At 65.6% G+C, this 20155-nt stretch carries 20 protein-coding genes; 6 read left to right on the forward strand and 14 right to left on the reverse strand.

All coding sequences use genetic code 11. The features are described 5' to 3' along the window. Position 1: 1 nt before the first annotated feature. The 12 genes from murG to WJT74_RS08525 all read right to left on the reverse strand — a co-directional run bounded on the left by murG (position 2) and on the right by WJT74_RS08525 (position 12525). Complete coding sequence (gene murG / locus WJT74_RS08470) at positions 2 to 1162, reverse strand: undecaprenyldiphospho-muramoylpentapeptide beta-N-acetylglucosaminyltransferase (RefSeq protein ID WP_432215220.1); 1161 nt, start codon at positions 1160 to 1162, stop codon at positions 2 to 4. Further along, positions 1147 to 2310 (reverse strand): FtsW/RodA/SpoVE family cell cycle protein, encoded by a 1164-nt coding sequence (locus WJT74_RS08475; RefSeq protein WP_343343675.1) that lies wholly within the window; start codon positions 2308 to 2310, stop codon positions 1147 to 1149. The genes murG and WJT74_RS08475 overlap by 16 nt, the downstream gene beginning before the upstream one ends. After that, entirely contained in the window at positions 2310 to 3533 is a 1224-nt protein-coding gene (locus WJT74_RS08480; protein ID WP_343343677.1) for a Mur ligase family protein, read from the reverse strand. Before WJT74_RS08480 ends, WJT74_RS08475 begins: the two co-directional genes overlap by 1 nt. Next, complete coding sequence (gene mraY / locus WJT74_RS08485) at positions 3530 to 4600, reverse strand: phospho-N-acetylmuramoyl-pentapeptide-transferase (protein ID WP_343343679.1); 1071 nt, start codon at positions 4598 to 4600, stop codon at positions 3530 to 3532. Before mraY ends, WJT74_RS08480 begins: the two co-directional genes overlap by 4 nt. Beyond that, positions 4588 to 5979: a UDP-N-acetylmuramoyl-tripeptide--D-alanyl-D-alanine ligase gene (locus WJT74_RS08490; RefSeq protein ID WP_343343681.1), complete on the reverse strand. Its 1392-nt coding sequence runs from the start codon at positions 5977 to 5979 to the stop codon at positions 4588 to 4590. Before WJT74_RS08490 ends, mraY begins: the two co-directional genes overlap by 13 nt. Positions 5980 to 5992: 13 nt before the next feature. Next, on the reverse strand, positions 5993 to 7408 hold the full coding sequence (locus tag WJT74_RS08495) for a UDP-N-acetylmuramoyl-L-alanyl-D-glutamate--2,6-diaminopimelate ligase (protein WP_343343683.1): 1416 nt from the start codon (positions 7406 to 7408) through the stop codon (positions 5993 to 5995). Between the two features lie 9 nt (positions 7409 to 7417). Next, complete coding sequence (locus WJT74_RS08500; RefSeq protein WP_343343685.1) at positions 7418 to 9142, reverse strand: peptidoglycan D,D-transpeptidase FtsI family protein; 1725 nt, start codon at positions 9140 to 9142, stop codon at positions 7418 to 7420. Further along, positions 9139 to 9732, reverse strand: coding sequence for a hypothetical protein (locus WJT74_RS08505; protein WP_343343687.1), 594 nt, complete (start codon positions 9730 to 9732; stop codon positions 9139 to 9141). Before WJT74_RS08505 ends, WJT74_RS08500 begins: the two co-directional genes overlap by 4 nt. Then, positions 9729 to 10658: a 16S rRNA (cytosine(1402)-N(4))-methyltransferase RsmH gene (rsmH, locus tag WJT74_RS08510; RefSeq protein WP_343343689.1), complete on the reverse strand. Its 930-nt coding sequence runs from the start codon at positions 10656 to 10658 to the stop codon at positions 9729 to 9731. The genes WJT74_RS08505 and rsmH overlap by 4 nt, the downstream gene beginning before the upstream one ends. Next, positions 10655 to 11107 (reverse strand): division/cell wall cluster transcriptional repressor MraZ, encoded by a 453-nt coding sequence (locus WJT74_RS08515; RefSeq protein WP_343343691.1) that lies wholly within the window; start codon positions 11105 to 11107, stop codon positions 10655 to 10657. Before WJT74_RS08515 ends, rsmH begins: the two co-directional genes overlap by 4 nt. 324 nt (positions 11108 to 11431) lie before the next feature. Beyond that, the gene (locus WJT74_RS08520; protein WP_343343693.1) at positions 11432 to 12193 is read right to left on the reverse strand and encodes a hypothetical protein; all 762 of its coding nucleotides are present in this window, start codon (positions 12191 to 12193) and stop codon (positions 11432 to 11434) included. Continuing rightward, positions 12190 to 12525, reverse strand: a complete 336-nt coding sequence (locus WJT74_RS08525) for a hypothetical protein (RefSeq protein WP_343343695.1) — start codon at positions 12523 to 12525, stop codon at positions 12190 to 12192. Before WJT74_RS08525 ends, WJT74_RS08520 begins: the two co-directional genes overlap by 4 nt. 101 nt (positions 12526 to 12626) lie before the next feature. Here WJT74_RS08525 and WJT74_RS08530 point away from each other — a divergent pair, with 101 nt between their 5' ends. From WJT74_RS08530 to WJT74_RS08555, 6 genes are all read left to right on the forward strand, one after another. Next, positions 12627 to 13034 (forward strand): hypothetical protein, encoded by a 408-nt coding sequence (locus WJT74_RS08530; protein ID WP_343343696.1) that lies wholly within the window; start codon positions 12627 to 12629, stop codon positions 13032 to 13034. Between the two features lie 39 nt (positions 13035 to 13073). Continuing rightward, positions 13074 to 15287, forward strand: coding sequence for a phosphoribosylformylglycinamidine synthase subunit PurL (purL, locus tag WJT74_RS08535; protein WP_343343698.1), 2214 nt, complete (start codon positions 13074 to 13076; stop codon positions 15285 to 15287). Positions 15288 to 15341: 54 nt separating this feature from the next. Continuing rightward, positions 15342 to 15539 carry a (2Fe-2S)-binding protein gene (locus tag WJT74_RS08540; RefSeq protein ID WP_343343700.1) on the forward strand — a complete coding sequence of 66 codons (198 nt, stop codon included), beginning with the start codon at positions 15342 to 15344 and terminating at the stop codon, positions 15537 to 15539. Positions 15540 to 15664: 125 nt separating this feature from the next. Then, entirely contained in the window at positions 15665 to 16171 is a 507-nt protein-coding gene (gene bfr / locus WJT74_RS08545; RefSeq protein ID WP_343343702.1) for a bacterioferritin, read from the forward strand. A gap of 32 nt (positions 16172 to 16203) precedes the next feature. Then, complete coding sequence (locus WJT74_RS08550) at positions 16204 to 16878, forward strand: nitroreductase family protein (RefSeq protein ID WP_343343704.1); 675 nt, start codon at positions 16204 to 16206, stop codon at positions 16876 to 16878. A 128-nt stretch (positions 16879 to 17006) separates the two neighbouring features. Then, positions 17007 to 18203: a DUF418 domain-containing protein gene (locus WJT74_RS08555; protein ID WP_343343706.1), complete on the forward strand. Its 1197-nt coding sequence runs from the start codon at positions 17007 to 17009 to the stop codon at positions 18201 to 18203. Between the two features lie 16 nt (positions 18204 to 18219). Here the strand turns inward: WJT74_RS08555 and WJT74_RS08560 are convergent, their stop codons facing one another. Together WJT74_RS08560 and der are read right to left on the reverse strand one after the other, a co-directional pair. After that, positions 18220 to 18657, reverse strand: coding sequence for an Hpt domain-containing protein (locus tag WJT74_RS08560; RefSeq protein WP_343343708.1), 438 nt, complete (start codon positions 18655 to 18657; stop codon positions 18220 to 18222). An 82-nt stretch (positions 18658 to 18739) separates the two neighbouring features. Next, a complete protein-coding gene (gene der / locus WJT74_RS08565) occupies positions 18740 to 20143 on the reverse strand; it encodes a ribosome biogenesis GTPase Der (RefSeq protein WP_343343710.1) in 1404 nt (467 codons plus the stop codon). Positions 20144 to 20155: the final 12 nt, after the last annotated feature.

Consider the following 20155-nt stretch of genomic DNA (forward strand, 5'->3'; position numbering starts at 1 on the left):
TTCATGCCGCCACTCCCGCCGGCGTGCTACCGGGCCGCGCCACGCCGACAGGTCCGACGGGCACCGGCGCGTCCCCCGCCGCGATCCGCTCGACGAGGTCGGCAAGATCCTGCGCCGCTCGTGGCCGCCCGACGCTGAGCGATCGATGCGCGGCGTTGGCCAGCGCCTGCGGATCGCCGCAGATTTCCGCCACCTGTTCAGCTAGCCGTTGCACTGTAAAGTCGGGTTGTTTGATCATCACCGCGCCGCCCGCCTTGGCCATTTCGCGCGCGTTCGCGGTCTGGTGATCGTCGGTCGCGATCGGCAGCGGCACGAGGATCGCCGGCCGCCCCGCCGCGGTCAGTTCGGCAATGGTCGATGCGCCCGCTCGCGCGATGATCAGATGCGCATTCCCGATCCGCCGCGGCATGTCCTCGATATAGGTCAGCGTCTCGGCGGGAATCTTCAGTTCCGCGTAGCGTGCGCGCACCTGCTCGATATCCTCGGGCCGGCACTGCTGCACGACATTCAGACGGTGCCGCAGCTCGTCGGGCAATTGTCCCAGACCCTCGGGCACGACATCGGACAGGATGCTCGCCCCCTGGCTGCCGCCCGTCACCAGGATATGCAGCGGGCTGGTGCCGTCGAAATCGGGAAAGGGCATCTCGCCCAGCCGCGACACTTCGACGCGCACGGGATTGCCGACCAGCACGTGCTTGTCCGGAACGCTCGATCGCTGGACGGTCTTGTAGGCCGTCGCCACCGCCCTCGCCCGGCGCGACAGCATCCGGTTGACCCGCCCCAGGACCGCATTCTGTTCGTGCAGGATCGTCGGGATGCCCAGGCCCTGCGCCGCGAGCAGCGCGGGAAAAGCGGGATAGCCTCCGAAGCCCACCACGCAGTCGGGGGTGAAATCGCGATACAGTTCCTTGGCCCGGCCACGACCCTTCAGCACGCTGAAGAACGCCTTGATCATTCCGATCGGCCCGCCGCCCAACCGGCCCGCGGGCAGTTCCTCGACCGGCACGTCGTCGAAGATCGCGGGGATCTTCGCCCCGCGCGCATCGGTGACGAGCATCACGCCATGCCCGCGATCCTTCAGTTCGTTGGCGAGCGCGTGCGCGGGGACCATGTGTCCGCCGGTGCCGCCGGCCGCTAGCGTGATGTTCATGCCCCGCTCCATCGTACGACATAAGGAGATCGATTGAGGTAGGGGTTGCGGCGGCTGAACGCCAGCAGCAAGCCCATCCCCAATGATAGCGCGAGCATCGACGATCCGCCATAACTGATGAACGGCAGAGTCATGCCCTTGGACGGCGCGATCTGCACGTTGACCGCCATGTTGATGAACGCCTGCAGCCCGAATTGCAGCGCCAACCCGCTCGCCGCGAGGATGGCGAGCGGCTGTTCCTCGTCGAGGAGTTTCACCAGCACCCGCGCGATGATCATCATGTAGAGGATCGCGATGGCGAGACAGGCGATCAGTCCGAATTCCTCGCCAATCACGCTATAGATATAGTCGGTGTGCGGTTCGGGCAGATTGAACTTCATCGTCCCAGCCCCGGGGCCTTTCCCGAAGATACCGCCCGCGGTCAGCGTCGCCATCGCGCGGTCGGTCTGGAAGCTGTCGCCCTCGCCGAACAGGAACGCGTCGATGCGGCTCGTCGCGACGTCGTAGAAGAAATAGGCCGCCACGATCCCGACGATCCCTGCGATCGCCAGCGCCGCCAGCAGCTTCATCCGCGCGCCCGCCAGCGCGAACATCGCCGCCCAGGTTGCGAAGAAGATGACCGTCGTCCCGAAATCGGGCTGCCTCATCAGGAGGAAACCGGTGAACAGGGTGAGCAGTCCCGACGCCCCCGCCCGCGCCACGAAGCTCAGTTTGCGCGTGAAGATCCAGGCGAGCGTGACCACGAAGGCGGGCTTCAGAAACTCCGACGGCTGGAAGCGCGAGATGCCCAGATCGAGCCAGCGCTTTGCGCCGTTGATCTCGCTTCCGACGAAGGGCACCAAAGCGAGCGCGACGATGCCCACGCCGGTCGCCAGCAGGCACAGCCGCGCCAGCATCGGTTTTGGCAGCATCGAGACGAGGATCATCACCGGGATCGAGGCGAGGATCCACATCACCTGGCGCCAGAAGAAATAGAGTTCGGGCAACCGCTGGCTGGTACTCGAATAGCGATCGGCCCCCGCCGGGCTCGCGGCCGCCACCGCGATCAACCCGATCGAGACCAGCAGCGCGATCAGCAGCAAGAGGACGCGGTCGATTTCCCAGAACCAGCGGGCGACGTTCGATCGGTCGGCACGGCCGTAGCGGGCGCTTTTGAGCATCAGTCCAATTTCCCCACCGCCGCACGGAACGCCTCGCCGCGCTCCTCGAAATCGCGGAACTGATCGAAACTGGCACAGGCGGGCGAGAGCAGCACGGTATCGCCGGGGACCGCATCCGCCGCCGCCAGCACGACCGCTTCCGCAACGGTCTTGGCCCGAACCGTTTCGACCTTGCCGTTAAGGCTCGCCTCGAACCGTTCGGTCGATTTTCCGACCAGATACGCCTTCACGACCTGATCGAGCCTATCCATCAACGGGTCCAACCCCTCGGCCTTCGCCTCGCCGCCCACGATCCAGCGGATCGACGAGAATGCAGCGAGTGCGGGTGCGGTTGCCTCGGCATTGGTGGCCTTGCTGTCGTTCACGAAGCGAACACCCTCGCGTTCCCCGACGATCTCCATCCGGTGCGGCAGTCCCTTGAAAGAGATCAGCCCCTGCTCGATCGCATCGCGCTCCAACCCGAGCGCGGCGCAGGCCAGCACGGCCGCCGTCGCATTCTGCTCGTTGTGTGGTCCCCGCAGTGCTTCGCTCATTCCGCGCGGCGAGGCAGCACGAACGGTACGCATGTCGATCGCCACCCCTTTCTCTCTCTGCATCCCGAACAACCGCACCTTGGAATCCCGATATCTCTCGAACGACCCGTCATACCGTTCCAGATGGTCCGGCGTCACGTTGAGAAGTATCGCCACTTCGCAGTCGAGGCTGCGGGTCAGATCGATCTGGTAGCTCGACAGTTCGAGAACATAGACCGCGCCGTCGGGCAGTGGGTCGCGCGACAGGATGGGGTCGCCGATATTGCCCGCGGCGATGCTCGGCACGCCGGCCTCGCGAAGCACGTGGTCGATCAGCGCGGTCGTCGTCGATTTGCCGTTGGTGCCGGTGATTCCGACCACCGAATGGGTGGGAAGGGATGCCCGCGCCCTGGCGAACAGTTCGACGTCGCCGATGATCTCGCACCCTGCCGCCCGCGCGGCCTCGGCGATCGGATGAGAATTGATCGGCACACCGGGCGACACCACGAGGCTGTCGAACCCGCCGAGACCTGCTTCGAGAAAATCCACTCCCTCCGCGAACGGATTGGCTGCCTTGCGCGCTTCCTCGCGGTCGTCCCAGCAGGCGACCTCGCAGCCCGATTTCACCAGCGCGCTGACGGTGGCCAGCCCCGACCGGGCGAGGCCGTAGACGGCGTAGCGTTTTCCCTGCCAGGCTTCGGAAAGGATCACCGCAGTTTCAGCGTACTGAGGCCCGCCAGCGCCAGCACGAAACTGATGATCCAGAAGCGGATGACCACCGTCGGTTCGCTCCAGCCCATCTGTTCGAAATGATGGTGGATCGGCGCCATCTTGAAGATGCGGCGACCCGTGCGTTTGAAGAAGAAGACCTGCAACACAACGCTCACCGCTTCGAGGACGAAGAGCCCGCCGATGATGGCAAGGACGAACTCATGGTGCGTCGCGACGGCGATTGCGCCAAGAGCACCCCCCAGCGCAAGACTGCCCGTATCGCCCATGAAAACGGCGGCCGGGGGCGCGTTGAACCACAGGAACGCCAGTCCGGCCCCCACGATCGCAAGCAGCACCACGGTCAGGTCGCCCACGCCCAAAACGTGCGGAATGCCGAGATATTCGGAGAAGACCGCGTTCCCGACAAGATAGGCGATCAGCGCGAAGGCGACGCTGGCGATGATGACGGGCATCGTGGCCAGGCCGTCGAGGCCATCGGTGAGGTTCACCGCATTGCCGAACGCGACGATCACGAACGCCCCGAACGCGATGTAGAACCAGCCCAGATCGATCAGCGATCCGCTGACGAACGGCACGTAGAGGCTGGTTCCCGACAGGTCGATCATCATCCACGTCGCGAACCCGGCGATGGCGAATTCGAGAAGCAAGCGAACCCGCCCGGGAATCCCCGCATGATGGGCCTTTTTGACCTTGTCGTAGTCGTCGAGGAAGCCGATCAGTCCGAACCCGGCGGTCACCAGCAGTACCGCCCAGACGTATCGATTGGTGAGATCCATCCACAACAGCACCGACAGGAAGACGGAGATCAGGATAAGCAAGCCGCCCATCGTCGGGGTACCGCGTTTCGCGAGGTGCGATTGCGGCCCGTCGGCCCGGATCGGCTGACCTTTGCCCTGCCGAATGCGCAGCCAGTTGATGAACGCCGGGCCGAGCAGCAACCCGATCAGCAGCGCGGTGCCCGTCGCGGCTCCCGCGCGAAAGGTGATATAGCGAATAAGGTTGAAGGGACCGGGAAAGCCCAGCCAGTCGGCGATCAGGTAGAGCATGGGCCCTCCCTTTTCACAGTCTCGACGAGCTTGCCAAGCCCCATCGAATTGCTGGCCTTCACCAGCACCGCGTCGCCCGCGCGAAGCTCGGCCCGCAAACGCTCGGTCGTGGCCTCGGCATCCGGGAGGGCGATCGCCTCGATCCCCGCCTGCTCGAGCGGCTGTTTCAGCACTGCCATTGCCTCGCCGACGAGAAGCGCCAGGCCGACCTTCGCGTCGATGATCGGGGTCGCCAGCGCGCGGTGCAGTTCGTCCGAGCGCTCGCCCAATTCCTTCATGTCGCCGAGGACGACAATGCGTCGTTCCGCCTTCTGCGTCCCCAGCACGCGGAGCGTCGCTTCCATCGACGCCGAGTTTGCGTTGTAGCTCTCGTCGATCAGCACCGCCTCGCCGTCGTCGACCGGAACGATGATCCTCTCGCCCCTTCCCGCCAGACCGCCCATGTCCGCCAGCGCCAGCCCTGCCACCGCGACATCTTCGCCCGCGACCGTGATCGCGGTCAGGACGGCGAGTGCGTTGGTGACCCAATGGTCGCCCGACTGCGCGATGGTGAAGGTCAGGTCGCGGCCGGGTAGCCGCGCCGTGAGCAACTGGCCCCCGCGCCGCGCTTCGGCCACGTGCAGGGCCGCCGCATCACCTTCGACCCCACCGAAGGTCAGCGTCCGTTGCGCCTTCCTCTGCGCGGCGCGGATCAGCCGGTCGCGATAGTCGCTCGCTTCCGGCACGATCGCCGTGCCGCCCTCTTCCAGCCCCTCGAAGATTTCCGCCTTCGCATTGGCGATGGCGTCCATCGTGCCGAGATTCTCGATGTGGGCGGGAGCGATGGCAGTGACGATGGCGATATGCGGTCGGACGAGCCGGGTCAGCGCGGCAATCTCGCCCGCATGGTTCATGCCCATCTCGAAGACCCCGATCCGCGTATCGCGCGGCATCCGCGCCAGGCTGAGCGGAACGCCGGTATGATTGTTGTAGCTCTTGACCGACCGATGCGCCCGGCCGCGGGTCACGCGGTGGGCCGCGGTATAAAGCGCCTCCTTGGTCGAGGTCTTGCCGACACTTCCCGTTACACCGATGACCACCGCATCTTGCGAAAGCCGGGTGCGCGCCGCCTTCGCCAAGGCCTCGAGCGCTTCCGGGACATCTTCCACCAGCACGTGGGGCAGATCGACCGGGCGCGATACCAACGCGGCGGTCGCGCCCACCTCCTTCGCCTTGGCGATGAAATCATGCCCGTCGAACTGGGTCCCCGGCATGGCGACGAACAGGTGCCCCGCCTCGATCTCGCGACTATCGAAGGCCATCCCCGTGACAGCGAACGACGCGCTCGCCGTCCCGCCGGTTGCGGCGACGATCTCGTCTGAGGTCCAGAGCGGGGTCATCCGGCCCGCCCCGTCACGCCGCGCATTCGCGGGCAACCTCGACATCGTCGAAGGGCAAGGTCTGATCGCCGACGATCTGTCCCTGTTCGTGGCCCTTGCCCGCGAGCAGGACGATATCCCCCGCGCCGGCCAGCGAAAGGGCGTGCGCAATCGCCTGGCGCCGTCCCGCGACCTCGATGGCCCGCGGTGCGCCCTGAAGAATCGCCTTGCGGATGGTCGCGGCGTCCTCGCTCCGCGGGTTGTCGTCGGTAACGATCACGATATCCGAATGGCCTGCCGCCACTTCGCCCATCGGCGCGCGCTTGCCCGTATCCCGGTCCCCGCCCGCGCCGAACAGGGTGATGAGGCGGCCCTCGACATGCGGTTTCAGCGCCGCGATCGCCGCCTCCAGCGCATCGGGGGTATGCGCATAATCGACATAGACGGGCGCACCGCGCGAGGTGATGACCGCTCGTTCCAGTCGTCCGCGGACGGGGCTCAACCGTCCCATCGCGGCGAACAATTTGCCCCATTCGGCCCCCGTCGCCAGCGCAAGGCCCGCCGCGACCAGCACGTTGGCCGCCTGGTAGGCCCCGATCAGCGGCAGCTTGAGCAAGTGCGTTTCGCCGTCGTGGGTCAGGCTGACGGCCTGTCCGAGCGGGGTCGCCCGTCGCTCCCCGAGGCGGATCGTCTCGCCGCGGCTGCCGACCGTCATGATGCGCACGCCCCGCGCCTTGGCCCGCGCGATCACCGTGTCGGACTGCGCGTCGTCGGTCCACACTACGGCGATCCCGTCGTCCGCCAGCAGTTGTTCGAACAGCTGCATCTTGGCTTCGAAATAGTCCTCCATCGTCTCATGATAGTCGAGATGGTCGCGGGAGAAGTTGGTGAAGGCGGCGGCTTTTACCGGGATGCCCGACACGCGATGCTGGTGGAGGCCGTGGCTCGACGCCTCGAACGCGACGTGGCTGATGCCCATCCGCCGCATTCCGGCAAGGTTGTTGAGGAAGGTCACGATATCGGGACTGGTCAGCCCGGTCGTCACCTGATCGTCGGCCGTCGTCACGCCCAGCGTCCCGATCGACGCCGAACGGTGACCCATCATCCGCCACAGCTGACGCGTCATCTCGACGCTGGACGTCTTGCCGTTGGTCCCCGTCACCGCGACCAGATGATCGGGATACGGCGCGTAGAAACGGCCCGCCGCCTCCGCGAAATCGCGACGGGGATCCTCGCTCGCGATATGTTCCGCCCCTTCGACCCGCGCTTCGGGTCGGGCGATGACGCCGATCGCGCCATTCTCGATCGCACCCTCGATATAGTCCTCGCCGTTGTGCGCTGCGCCGCGAAAGGCGCCGAAGACATTTCCGTCGACGACCTTGCGATGGTCGATCGCAAAGCCGGTGATTTTGACATCGCTCGCGCGACGCGCGAGGTCGCAAAGCCGCAATGATCCCTCCTAAGGCTCGCGGACGTGGGGCAGCACCTGGCTCATGTCCGGTTCGCGCTTCTCGTCGGGCGTGACGCCGAGCATCGGCGCGATCCGCGACACGGTCTTGGACACGACCGGTGCCACGTTCCAACCCGCCGTTCGGAACCCGAACGTCTCGGGCAGTCCCTTGGGTTCATCGAGCATCACGACGATCACATAACGCGGCGCATCGATCGGGAAGACGCCTGCGAAACTGTTGACAACCAGCTGACGCGAGTAGCGGCCGTTGACGATCTTTTCCGCCGTCCCCGTCTTGCCGCCGATGCGATAGCCCGGCGCGTCGGCCTTGCGCCCGGTGCCGTTGGTAACGACTAGCCGCAGCAAGGCGCGCATCGCCTCGCTCGTCTCGGGGCTGAAGACGCGCTCGCCCTTGGCGCGAGGATGGTTCGCATCGACCTTGCGGATCGTCGGGGTTCGATAGAGGCCGCCATTGAACAGCGTCGCATAGCCGCTGGCGAGATGGATCGGGGTCACCGCAATCCCGTGCCCATAACCCACCGTGGCGATTTCGGTCGGGCCCCACTGCTTGGGCGTCAACGGACGTCCGCGTTCGGGCAGTTCGTGACCGAGCTTTTCGGTGAAGCCCATTTTGCGAAGGAAAGCGCGCTGGCGCTCCGCTCCGACCTGCGCCGCAATCTGCGCGGTGCCGATGTTGGAGCTTTCCATCATGATCTCGGCCACCGAGCAGGGTCGGCCGAACGGATGCGTATCGCGGATGCGCCGGTTGCCGACCTGGAGGCTGCCCGGGCACGGATACATCTGCCCCATCGATCGGATGTCGCCGGTTTCCATCCCCATCGCGACGGTGAACGGCTTGAAGGTGGATCCCAGTTCGTAAACGCCAAGGCTGGCGCGGTTAAAGCGTGCTTCCGTCCCGCCCTGCCCCGCGGTGTTGGGATTGAGCTGCGGCAAGCTGGTCAGCGCGAGGATCTCACCCGAATGGATGTCCATGATGACCCCCGCCGCGCCGATCGCGGAGAATTTGGTCATGGCGGCGGCAAGCTCTGCCTTCAGCGCGCCCTGGACGGGTGCCGAAATGCTGAGCGCGACAGGATCGCCTTTGCGCGCGGGGTCGGTCAGTTCGTCTTCGAACGCCCGTTCCGCCCCCGCCACGCCGCGCCCGTCGATGTCGGTGTAGCCGATCACGTGCGCGGCCAGGGCGGTCTGCGGGTAGAGCCGGTCGGGTTCGCGCGTGAGTTGCAGGCCGGGTTCGCCGAGCGCATTGACCGCCTCGACCAGCCGCGGTCCCGCGCGACGCCGCAGGTAGGAAAATTTCTTCTTGCTGGTGAGCAGTTCGTAATAGTCGGCCTCGTCGCGCTCGGGCATCAACTTGGCGAGCGCGCGCGACAGATCCAGTTTGTTGCCGATGACCTTGTGGGGCTGAACCGCGACGGTCCATCCCTCGATCGTGCGCGCCAGGGGCTGGCCGTCGCGGTCGACGATGTCGCCGCGCGCGGGAAGGTAGCTGCTTGCGATCCGCGAGCCCGCCTCGTCCGCGCCGAAGATGCCCAGATAGAAAATCCGCCCCGAGATCGCGACGATCCCGAAGCCGAACAGCAGCATCGCGATCATCAACCTTTGGTGCATCATCGACAGAAGGCGGCGCTTCTGCCCCTGTAGCCGGACGCGATCGGTCGTGGGCCGATCGGTCGCGGGTGCCGCGGGGTCGAAATCGTGGCGGGCGACGTTCATCGCGAGCCGCCAGCGACCGGCAGCGGCGCAAGCGGATCGGAATTTTTCTCGGCCTTGGGCTTCTCGACCTTCGGCGTCGGTGCGGGAGGCGGATTGGGCGTCGCCGACCTTTCGACCGGCGACGCCGCTTGGGGCCCCGCGCCCTCAACCGTGGATTTCTTCTCGACCTTCTTTCGCTCGCCAGTCTTCTGAACTGCGCGCGTTGTCTCCATGCTCGCCTGCACCAGCAGGGGAGCGCTCTCGGACGAATCTGCTGCCGGCGCTTCTGCGAAGATGATGGGCGCATCCATGCGATTGGGTTCTTCGGGCCGGATCATCGCGGCGACAACATAAGCGTCGGCGGCGAACTGGTCGGCGTCGGGCGCCGAAAGCTGCAGGAAATTGACGTTCCAGCGCTCGAGTTGCGACAGGCGCCCGCGGGTCCCGATCTCGGTTTCCAGATCGCGGATGTCGCGGCTTGCGAGCGCGATCTGATGCTCCACCCGCTCCAGTTCGGCGCGCGAGGTCGCGACCTGCAGGCTGATCAGATAGCAGACGAGAACCGCCGCGCCTGCGCCCAGCGTCCAGAGAATGTGCGAGAAGCCCCTCATGCCGCCTGCCTCCAGGCCGGTGCATCGGTGCGCGTCGCGGCGCGCAGCTTCGAGGAACGGGCGCGCGGATTGGCCGCGACCTCGGCTTCGCCGGGCGCAATCGCCTTCGACACGTCGGTGAAGGTCGGCGTCGGACCGTCCTGCCGTTCGGGCATGTGACGCGATCCGCCGGGCAGATTGCCCGACCGTTCGCGGAAGAAGTTCTTGACGATGCGATCCTCGAGACTGTGGAAGCTCACCACCGCCAACCGACCCCCCGGCTTCAGGACGCGTTCGGCGGCCGAAAGCCCCTTTTCCAATTCCTCCAGCTCTGCATTCAGATGGATGCGGATAGCCTGGAAGGTGCGCGTCGCAGGATCGGTCTTCATGCCCTTGTGGTGGCCCAGCGTCTTGCGGACGACATCGGCCAGTTCGCCGGTCCGGGACAGCGGCCGCGCCCGCGCGATGGCGGCGGCGACACGGCGGGCGCGCGGCTCCTCGCCGTAGCGCTTGATGATCCGCGCCAGCTCGCCCTCGTCCGCGTCGTTCACGAAATCCGCGGCGGTCGGCCCGGCCTGCTCCATGCGCATGTCGAGCGGCCCGTCCTCGCGGAAGCTGAAGCCTCGCGCGGCCTCGTCGATCTGCATCGAGGAAACGCCAAGGTCGAGGACGACCCCGTCGACCGCGCCGTCGATCTGCGCATCCATCTGGCTGAAGGTCGCCGCGATCAGCGTCAGCCGCTCGTCGGGCAGTCGCTCCTTGGCCGCCGCGATGGCATCGGGGTCGCGATCGAAGCCGATGACCTCACCCGCGCCCGCATCGAGGATCGCGCGCGAATAGCCGCCCGCGCCGAACGTGCCGTCCACGATCCGCGCGCCATCGGTCACGCGCAGTTCCCGCACGATTTCGTCCAGCAGAACGGGGATATGGGGCGCATCACCGATCACTTCGCCCGCTCCTCGAGCCGGTAACGCGCGATATCCTTCATGTCCTCGGGGATGCGTTCGTCGGCGAGGAATGTGTCGGGGTTCCACATCTGAAAGGTCTCGCCCACACCGATGAACAGCGCGAGGTCGGCAATGCCGCCCTTGGATCGCATCATCGGCGGCAAGACGATCCGGCCGGTCTTGTCGTAACCGACTTCTTCGGTCGCGCCGAACGCCATCAGGTTGGCGGTCATGTAGTCGAGGTCGCCCGCGATCGCGCTTTCGGACTTTTCCGCGCGCCGTTCCATCTTCTGATGCTTGAGCGCGGCATAGCCGGGATCGTAGCCGTCGAGGCAAGGGAAGACCGCGTGCTTCGCCAGGACAATGGTGCGGGCATCGCCGCGCCGTTCGATCACCGATCGCAGGAATGCGGGAACGGAGACGCGACCCTTGGCGTCTACCGCGTTCACCGCGCTCCCTTGAAATAGATGATCCAGTGCCATTGTCCCCGTTCTCGGCCTCCCTGTCGGAAGCCTCGCCCTCGCCGATCCACCGGGGACACGGCCATCAAGAGGGCCGCAGGTGGACGGACGACGGCGAAGCTGCCGAACAGGTTGTGTGTAACCCAAAGGCGGATGGGAGACAATGGGATTTGATGGGTTTCAGTGGTTCACCATGGTTTTATGAGGATTCCAGCGGGGTTTGACGGGCAGCCGGACAGCATCGCCCTCCCGCCCCGAAAAGCGTGACCCTGTGGATAAGTCTGTGAACGCGGTAGCCGGGGAAGCGAGTCGTCAGGAGGCCAGCCGCAGCAGAAGCGCTTCCAGCGCTCGGCGATTGGCCATGCCGGCGTCGTCCGGCTCGACGATGAAGTCGGCATCGGCCACGATCAGTGCCCGGCCCGCCCCGATGCTGCAGTCGGCGATGAACCCTTCCGCCTCGAGCGTGCAGTTGTCGCCGACCAGACGGAACTGTCCCGGCGCCCGGGTCAGCACTTCGGCGCCCCCGATCGACCGTCTCGCCGTACCGTTCGTCACCGGTCCGTCGAGCAGCAGGCCCCAGTGTCCCAGCAGTCCGTTATCGGTGAAGAAGGGCGGCGGATAGTCGCCCCCCAACGTCGGGGGGCCCCGGTCGATCGCGAAACCGGGATCGGCCAGCAGCAAGACGCGCCCGCCCGCCCGCACCCATTCATCGAGCGCAACCAGATTTTCCGCGGTCTGGGCCCGTGCGTGCGCCATCAGCAGCAGATCGCCCTCGGCCAACTCGGACGTGCCCGTGGCCGCGATGCCCAGCAGATCGAACTCCTCCTCGAGACTTTCCCGCAAGAGATTTCGCTCGCCGTCGGCCGAGCCGTCGAGGAAGAATTCCTCGTTGCTCGGAAAGCCCGGTCCGAAGAGGATGGGCAGAGAGGATAGCAGTAGAAGTCGCGGCTGCTCCTCTCCCGGCGCCTCCGGCGACGACCCATTCATGTTCAGCGGATCGTCGCGCTCCTCCGCCGCCGGTGCGCACCCGCCAGCAAGAAGACAGGCGATCGACGCCGCCAGCAGCCTCTTCACCGGCGCGGCTGTTCGCTGGGTGCGCGTGGCGCGGGGGTCGCGGGAACGGTCGCGCGCGGAGGTTCCGCCACGATCAGCTCCTCGGTGGTCGGATCGATTGGGATGGGAATGGGATCGACCGGCTGCGGCTCGGGCTCTCCGGGCGTTCCCGGCGCCGCACCGATTTCGGACAAGGGTTCGGCGGGTGCATCGGCCTCGGCCACTGCCGCCTCGGTCTCGTTGGCTGCTGGCTCCTCCTCGCGCGTGACCGCGGTGCCGACCAGTACCAGCGCAAGTGCGAAGGCCAGGCCGGTCAGTCCGACCTGAATGCGTTTGAGGGGAATACGGCCCATGGGCGCCACGCTACGCCCGCCGGTCGGGGGATGCAATCGGTCAGGCTCGACGCGCGGAAACGGACTTGCGTCGCTCTCCCGTCGCGGTAAGGCCATCGTCGATGAACCGTCTTGCCCTCCTCGCCGCCCTCGTCGTCCCGCTCGCCGCGTGCGCGGACAGCGACGCTCCCGACGATTCCGTCACGCAGGTCGAAGAGCCCGCCGGCACGACCGACCCCGCCTACGCACAACCGATGGACCCGATCGAGGGCGATGGCGAATTTCAGACTTTGGAAACGCTTTCCTACGCCTGCGAGGACGGAACGACGTTAACCGTCGATTGGAATTATCGCGAAGGACCCGACGGTCGCGAAATGCAGCCGCGGGCACGCGCCGACGATGGAACCCCTGTGACGCTGCGCCGCGAGGACCGGTTCGGCCCGTTCGTCGGAAACGGCAACGAATTGATCGGCGGGGTCGAGGCGGAGCGCATCGAACTCAACGGGCAGCGCTGCGAACGCACCGAGTAATCCCTTGGCACGTCGCGCGCCCTTTTCTAAGAGCCGCGCATGACCGACATCACGCCCCAGACCGTCGCCGAACACGGCCTCTCGCCGTCCGAATACGAGACCATCCAGGGGGCGCTCGGGCGCGATCCCAATCTCGTCGAACTGGGCATCTTCTCGGTGATGTGGTCGGAACACTGCTCCTACAAGTCCTCTCGCCTGCATCTGAAGAAACTTCCGACCGAAGCGCCCTGGGTGATTCAGGGACCGGGCGAGAATGCGGGCGTCATCGATATCGGCGACGGCGATGCCGCGGTCTTCAAGATGGAGAGCCACAACCACCCCAGCTACATCGAGCCGTATCAGGGCGCGGCGACCGGCGTGGGCGGCATCCTTCGCGACGTTTTCACCATGGGCGCCCGCCCGGTCGCCAATATGAACGCGCTGCGCTTCGGCGATCCCCAGCATCCCAAGATGCGCCACCTGATCGCGGGCGTCGTCGCGGGGATCGGCGGCTACGGCAATTGCGTCGGCGTTCCGACCGTGGGCGGCGAAACCAATTTCGACCCCGCCTACAACGGCAACATCCTCGTCAACGCGATGACGGTCGGCGTCGCGAAGGCCGACAAGATCTTCTATTCCGCCGCGACCGGTATCGGCAATCCGATCGTCTACGTCGGTTCCAAGACCGGCCGCGATGGCATCCACGGCGCGACCATGGCCTCCGCCGACTTTGATGAAGGCATCGAGGAAAAGCGCCCCACGGTCCAGGTCGGCGATCCGTTCACCGAAAAGCTGCTGATCGAGGCCTGCCTCGAGCTGATGGCCACCGATGCCATCGTCGCCATCCAGGACATGGGCGCAGCGGGTCTCACTTCCTCGTCGGTCGAAATGGCGACCAACGGCGAGACCGGGCTCCACCTCGTCATGGACAAGGTGCCTCAGCGCGAAGAGGGGATGACGCCCTATGAGATGATGCTGTCGGAAAGCCAGGAGCGCATGCTCATGGTGCTGAAGCCTGGCAAGGAAGACATGGCCCGCGCCATCTTCGAGAAATGGGAACTGGACTTCGCGGTCATCGGCACGGTCACCGACACTCAGCGGATGGTTCTCGAATTCGAAGGCGAGACCGTCTGCGACATCCCGCTGGGGCCGCTCGCCGACAAGGCACCCGAATATGACCGACCGCACCTGTCGCCCGACGAATATCGGGAATGGGCGAAGGTGGACGCGCTGGAAGACGTGCCGGCGTGCGACGACCCGACCGCCGACCTGCTGAAAATGATGGCGAGCCCCCAACTCGCCAGCCGCCGCTGGATCTGGGAGCAATATGACAGCCAGGTCGGCGCGGACACCGTCGCCGCGTCCGGCGGCGATGCCGCACTGGTGCGTGTCCATGGCGCGGACAAGGCGATCGCCATCACCACCGACTGCACCCCGCGCTATTGCTACGCCGACCCGGTCGAGGGCGGGCGCCAAGCGATCGCGGAAGCCTATCGCAACCTCTCCGCCGTCGGCGCGCGTCCCCTCGCGGTGACCAACTGTCTCAATTTCGGCAATCCCGAACGGCCCGAAATCATGGCGCAGTTCGTCGGCTGTCTTGAAGGGATGGGCGAGGCGTGCCGCGCACTGGATTTCCCGATCGTGTCGGGCAACGTCAGCCTCTACAACGAAAGCAAGGCGACGGGCGGCGGCAGCGCCATCCTCCCGACCCCCGCCATCGGCGGGGTCGGGATCATCGATGACTGGAAGAAGGCGGCGGGTATCGGTCTGGGCATGGTCGGCGAAGACGTCGTCATCGTCGGCGACGTCCATCATACCGATCTCGGCCAGTCGCTCTGGCTGCAGCTCTGCCACGACCGCCGCGAAGGAGCCCCGCCCCGCGTGGACCTCGCCGCCGTGCGCACAACGTCCGAACTGATCCGCGACGCCATCGACCAGCGGCTCGTGACCGCTGTACACGATGTATCCGATGGCGGGGCGCTGGTCGCGATCGCCGAAATGGCATTGGCCGCGAACCGTGGCGTCACCCTCACCAGCGACGTCGCCAACGCCCGCGCCGACTGGTTCTGCGAAAGCCAGGCAGCCTTCGTCGTGACTACCAATCGCCTGCCCGAGCTGAAAGGCGCGCTGGCCGAAGCAGGGATTCCCTTCGACGTGTGCGGAACGGTGGCGCCCGATCCCGTGATAGCGATCGACGATGCGCGCCTCGACCTTGCCGAACTGCGCAAGGCACACGAGGCCTTCCTCCCCGAGCTGATGGCGAGCGAACTTTAGCATTCACCGTCCGACACTATTGCAAATCATTCGCATTAGCGTATCGTGGCCCGCATGGTCATCTGCCATTGCAACCTGATTCGCGAAAAGGACATTCGTGCTGCCGCGCAGCGGGGATGTCCGGATGCTGAAACGGCCTATCGATCGCTGGGGTGCAGCTTCCAGTGCGGCGGGTGCGAGGATCATGCCGACGATCTGGTATCGGATGAGCGCGCCGCGCTGATCCCCGATCGCGACGTTCGCGCCGCCTAAGACCTACGCCTGCTAATCACTCGCATTAGCGTAAAAACCGCGTTTTTCCGCCATTTTCTCTTGCGACTGTCGTGCGGGCGACCTATAGCGGCGCCATTGCTCGCACAGGCACGAAGGAACGCGCGATGGCCAAGATTTCCGACCCCAAGGTCATGGACTATCTCAACAAGGCGCTCACCAACGAGCTCACTGCGGTCAATCAATATTGGCTTCATTATCGCCTGCTCGAACATTGGGGTGTCGAGCGGCTCGCCGCGTTCGAGCGCAAGGAATCGATCGAGGAAATGGAGCATGCCGACTGGCTGACCGAACGGATCCTCTTCCTCGACGGCCATCCCAACTTCCAGCGGCTGGGCTCGGTCCGTACCGGTGAGACGGTCGAGGAAGTGATTCAGGCCGATCTCGATCTCGAGATGGAAGCGATTCCTTTGCTCCGCGACGCGCTCCAGCATTGCGAGGACACGCGCGATTACGTCAGCCGCGACCTGTTCGCGAAGATCCTGCACAACGAGGAAGAGCATCTCGACTATCTCGAGCGTCAGCAGGAGATGATCGAGCGGATGGGAATCCAGAACTATATTCAGCTCCAGTCGAAGCCTGCTGACGAGGAAAAGAAGGACGGCGGCTACTAGGCGCTGCGACCCGGCGGACCTACAGTGGGGACATGCGACCCGTCCCTTCCCAGCCCTACACGAGCCTGCCCGACCTGTCGGACGCCGAGCGCATTGCCGCCGCGAACGCTTTCTACGACAGCATCAAGGACCGCCGCTCCTGTCGCTTCTTCACCAACGCGCCCGTCCCGCGCGACGTGATCGAGACCGCGATACGCGCCGCCGGCACCGCCCCCAACGGCGCCAATCATCAGCCGTGGCATTTCGCGGTCGTCGAGAGCCCAGAGATCAAGGCGAAGATTCGCGCCGCTGCGGAGAAAGAGGAGCGCGCCTTCTACGAGGGCAAGGCGGGGGAGGAATGGCTCGACGCGCTCGCCCCGATCGGCACCGATGCCGACAAACCCTTCCTCGAAATCGCGCCCTACCTGATCGTCGTCTTCGCACAGCGCAAAGGCGGACCCGCGGCGGGCGAACAGCGCCAGAACTATTACGTTACCGAAAGCGTCGGGATCGCCTGCGGTCTGCTGATCGCCACCCTTCACAAGGCGGGGCTTGCAACGCTCACGCATACGCCCAGTCCGATGGGATTCCTGCGCGACATTTGCGGCCGGCCCAAGGACGAGAAGCCCGTTATGGTGATCGTTGCCGGCCTGCCCGCCAAGGATGCCACCACCCCGCTTCACGCCGCCAGCAGGAAACCGCTCGACGAGATCATGTCGATCCTCTGAACCATCGTTCGTCGGCCCGTGGTATGACACGGGTCGCTGGTCGATCCGCGATGGCGCACCCGTCCCGATGCGACCATGGGACAGCCAGGAGAAGGCTTCCGCCCTAGCCGGAGCCGCAGAGCGAGACCGTGACCACCCCCGACCGTATCGACAGCCTCGACCATATTCGCGGGATTGCGGTCATGGGGATCTTCTCGGCCAACGTCATCGCGATGGGGCTGATGCAGTCCGCGCTGTCGAGCCCCACGTTGCTCGGCCTCGAACATTGGGGCGACCGGCTGGTCTGGATTCTCAATCTCATCTTCGTCGACGGCAAGATGCGCGGACTGTTCTCCATCCTGTTCGGCGCCGGTCTCGTCCTGATCAGCGAAAAGGCGATCGCGAAGGGGCGCATGCCCGCAGCATTACATTTCCCGCGTCTCGCCGTGCTCGCGTTGTTCGGACTGGCGCATTACCTGTTTCTCTGGTGGGGCGACATTCTGCTCCACTATGCGATCATCGGCACGATCGCCTTCTTCTTCTACGACAAGGCACCCCGGTTCCTGTTCGCCTGGGCGACGATTTTCCTGATCGCCAATGCGCTCCTGATGGGCTCGGTCGCCTGGTACATGATGGACGCCGCGGCCAGTAATCCGGCGATGGCGGGCCTGATGACGGCCGCTCCTGCCAGCGCCGACGAGATTGCGGCTGCGAACGCCTTCCACCAAAACATCGGCACCCATCTCGCGCATCAGCTAGAGCGCGCCTGGCCGCATCACAGTTCGCTGACCCTCTTCCTCCTCCCTGAAACGCTCGGGCTGATGCTGCTCGGCATGGCGACCTACAAATCGGGATTTCTCGGCGGAGAACTTTCGGACCGCACCTATCGGCGCTGGGCGTTGTTCGGGATCGGCGGCGCGGTGGTTGTCGGCGGCTTCGCGGCTTGGCTCGCCGCCGTCCACGACTTCGCTCCCCTGTTCGCGCAGATCGCCGAAGGTGGCCTGATCGCCTGGATAAAGCCGGTCCAGATGCTGGGGTACGCCGCGCTCGTCATCCTGCTTTTCCGAAGAGGCGGCCCATTCGCGGCACGCGTGGCGGCTGTGGGGCGCATGGCCTTCTCCAACTACCTCGCGCCGACGATCATCATGACGCCGATCCTCTTCGGTTTCGGCGCAGGGCTGTTCAACCAGCTGTCGCGCGGGACCCTGTGGATCGCCTTCGTCCCCGCGATGTGGGCGCTGATGCTGATTTGGTCGAAACCCTGGTTGGAGCGCTATCGCTATGGACCGCTCGAATGGTTGTGGCGAAGCCTTGCACGACGTCGCCTCGAACCAATGCGCCGGTGAGCGGGGCGGAGCGCGCCTAGCTGGCCCGGCCGAAGGTCGTGTTGCGGACCTGCCGACTGCCGAGATTGGCGGTGCGGTCGCGTTTGATCAGCGGGCTGACCGCCTCGTCGAACAGGTCGATCGTCGCACGGAAAAGACTCTTCAGCGTGACCACATCGGGCACGAGCTCGTCCGGAAAGCGGCCCTGCTCGACGCAACTGCGCGCGGCAAATTCGATCCTTTCGGCAACCGCGGCGAGCGGCTCCGCCCCGAACTGGCGGGCCTCGCCCTTCAAAGTGTGCGCGGGAATGATCAGCGCGACGGTGTCCTTGGCATGCATGGCCGATTCGATCTTGGTTAGGCTCGCTTCCCCATCCTCGCGGAAATAGCCCAATATCTTGACGAAACCCGGACCCAGCTGCGCCCGCGTTTCCTCGAAATACTTCCAGTCGACGATGTCGGCGGCCTGCTCCAACGAATACTCCCTCACGCCCGGACCGCGCACGCGTGCGATCCGCCGGAGCCAACGGCCTAACTCAAGACGGTAAAGACTTGGTTTAAGGTCGCCCGCGCGATCCGTAGGGGTTCTTGGGCGCCCGGGTGATCAGCCGGATGGGGATCGGGCCGAGGTCCAGGTCGCGGCGCAGCGCATTGATCAGATAGCGGTGATAGCTGGTCGGCAGCTTGTCGACGCGGGTGCCGAACAGCACGAACGTCGGCGGGCGCGTCTTGGCTTGCGTCAGGTAGCGCAACTTGATCCGCACGCCCCCCGCCGCAGGCGGTGCGTGGGCATCGAGCGCATCGTCGAACCAGCGATTGAGCAGGCCCGTGGGAATACGCCGCGACCAACGTTCGCGCAGATCGAAGGCCGCCTCCAGCAACTGGTCGATACCCTTGCCCGTCTTGGCCGACAGCGCGATCAACGGCACGCCCTTCACCTGCGCCAGTCCCTCGCCCAGCGCCTCGCGGATACCATTGTAGAGCCGCGAGGGATTCTCCGCGACGTCCCATTTGTTCAGCCCGATGACCAGAGCCCGGCCTTCCTGAAGAACCTGGTCGGCGATCCGGAGATCCTGGCTTTCCAACCCGCGCGTCGCGTCGAGCAGGAGGCACACGACCTCGGCCCGGTCGATCGCGCGCCGCGTGTCCATCGCCGAGAGCTTCTCGAGCTTTTCATCAACCTTGGCGCGTTTTCGCAAGCCGGCCGTATCGACCAGCTTCACCGCCTGACCGCGCCATTCCCAGTCGAGATGAATGGCGTCGCGGGTGATCCCGGCTTCCGGCCCGGTGATCATCCGCTCCTCGCCCAGCATCTGGTTGACCAGCGTGGACTTGCCCGCATTGGGGCGTCCGACGATGGCGAGCTTGAGCGGCCCGAGGTCCACGGGCAACGGATTGCCCTCCTCGTCGAGCAGGCTTTCGGGCGGCGCTTCATGCGCTTCCGCGTCGGGTTCTTCGCCTTCGCGTTCGATATGTTCGCGCAGCCCGTCGAACAGGTCGACGATGCCCTCGCCATGTTCGGCCGAAAGCGAGAACGGATCGCCCATTCCAAGTTCGTAGGCTTCCAGGCGCCCCGCCTCGCCGGCATTGCCTTCCGACTTGTTGGCGGCGACGATCACCGGCGTGTCCGCGCTGCGCAGCCATTGCGCGATCTCGCGATCCAGCGGCGTCAGCCCCGCGCGGGCGTCGATCATGAAGATGGCGACGTCGGCATCGTTGACCGCAGCCTGCGTCTGCATCCGCATCCGCCCCGGCAGCGTGGCATCGTCCTCGGTCTCGAACCCCGCCGTATCGATCAGCGTGAATTCCAGCCCCAGCAAGACGGCATCGGCCTCACGCCGGTCGCGGGTCACCCCGGGCTGGTCGTCGACAAGCGCGAGCCGCTGCCCGACCAATCGGTTGAACAGCGTGGACTTGCCCACGTTAGGGCGTCCGATGAGGGCGACGACGGGTTTGGCCATGACGGCGCTGTT

It is taken from the genome of Sphingomicrobium sp. XHP0239, assembly GCF_039555325.1.
Classification (GTDB): domain Bacteria; phylum Pseudomonadota; class Alphaproteobacteria; order Sphingomonadales; family Sphingomonadaceae; genus Sphingomicrobium; species Sphingomicrobium maritimum.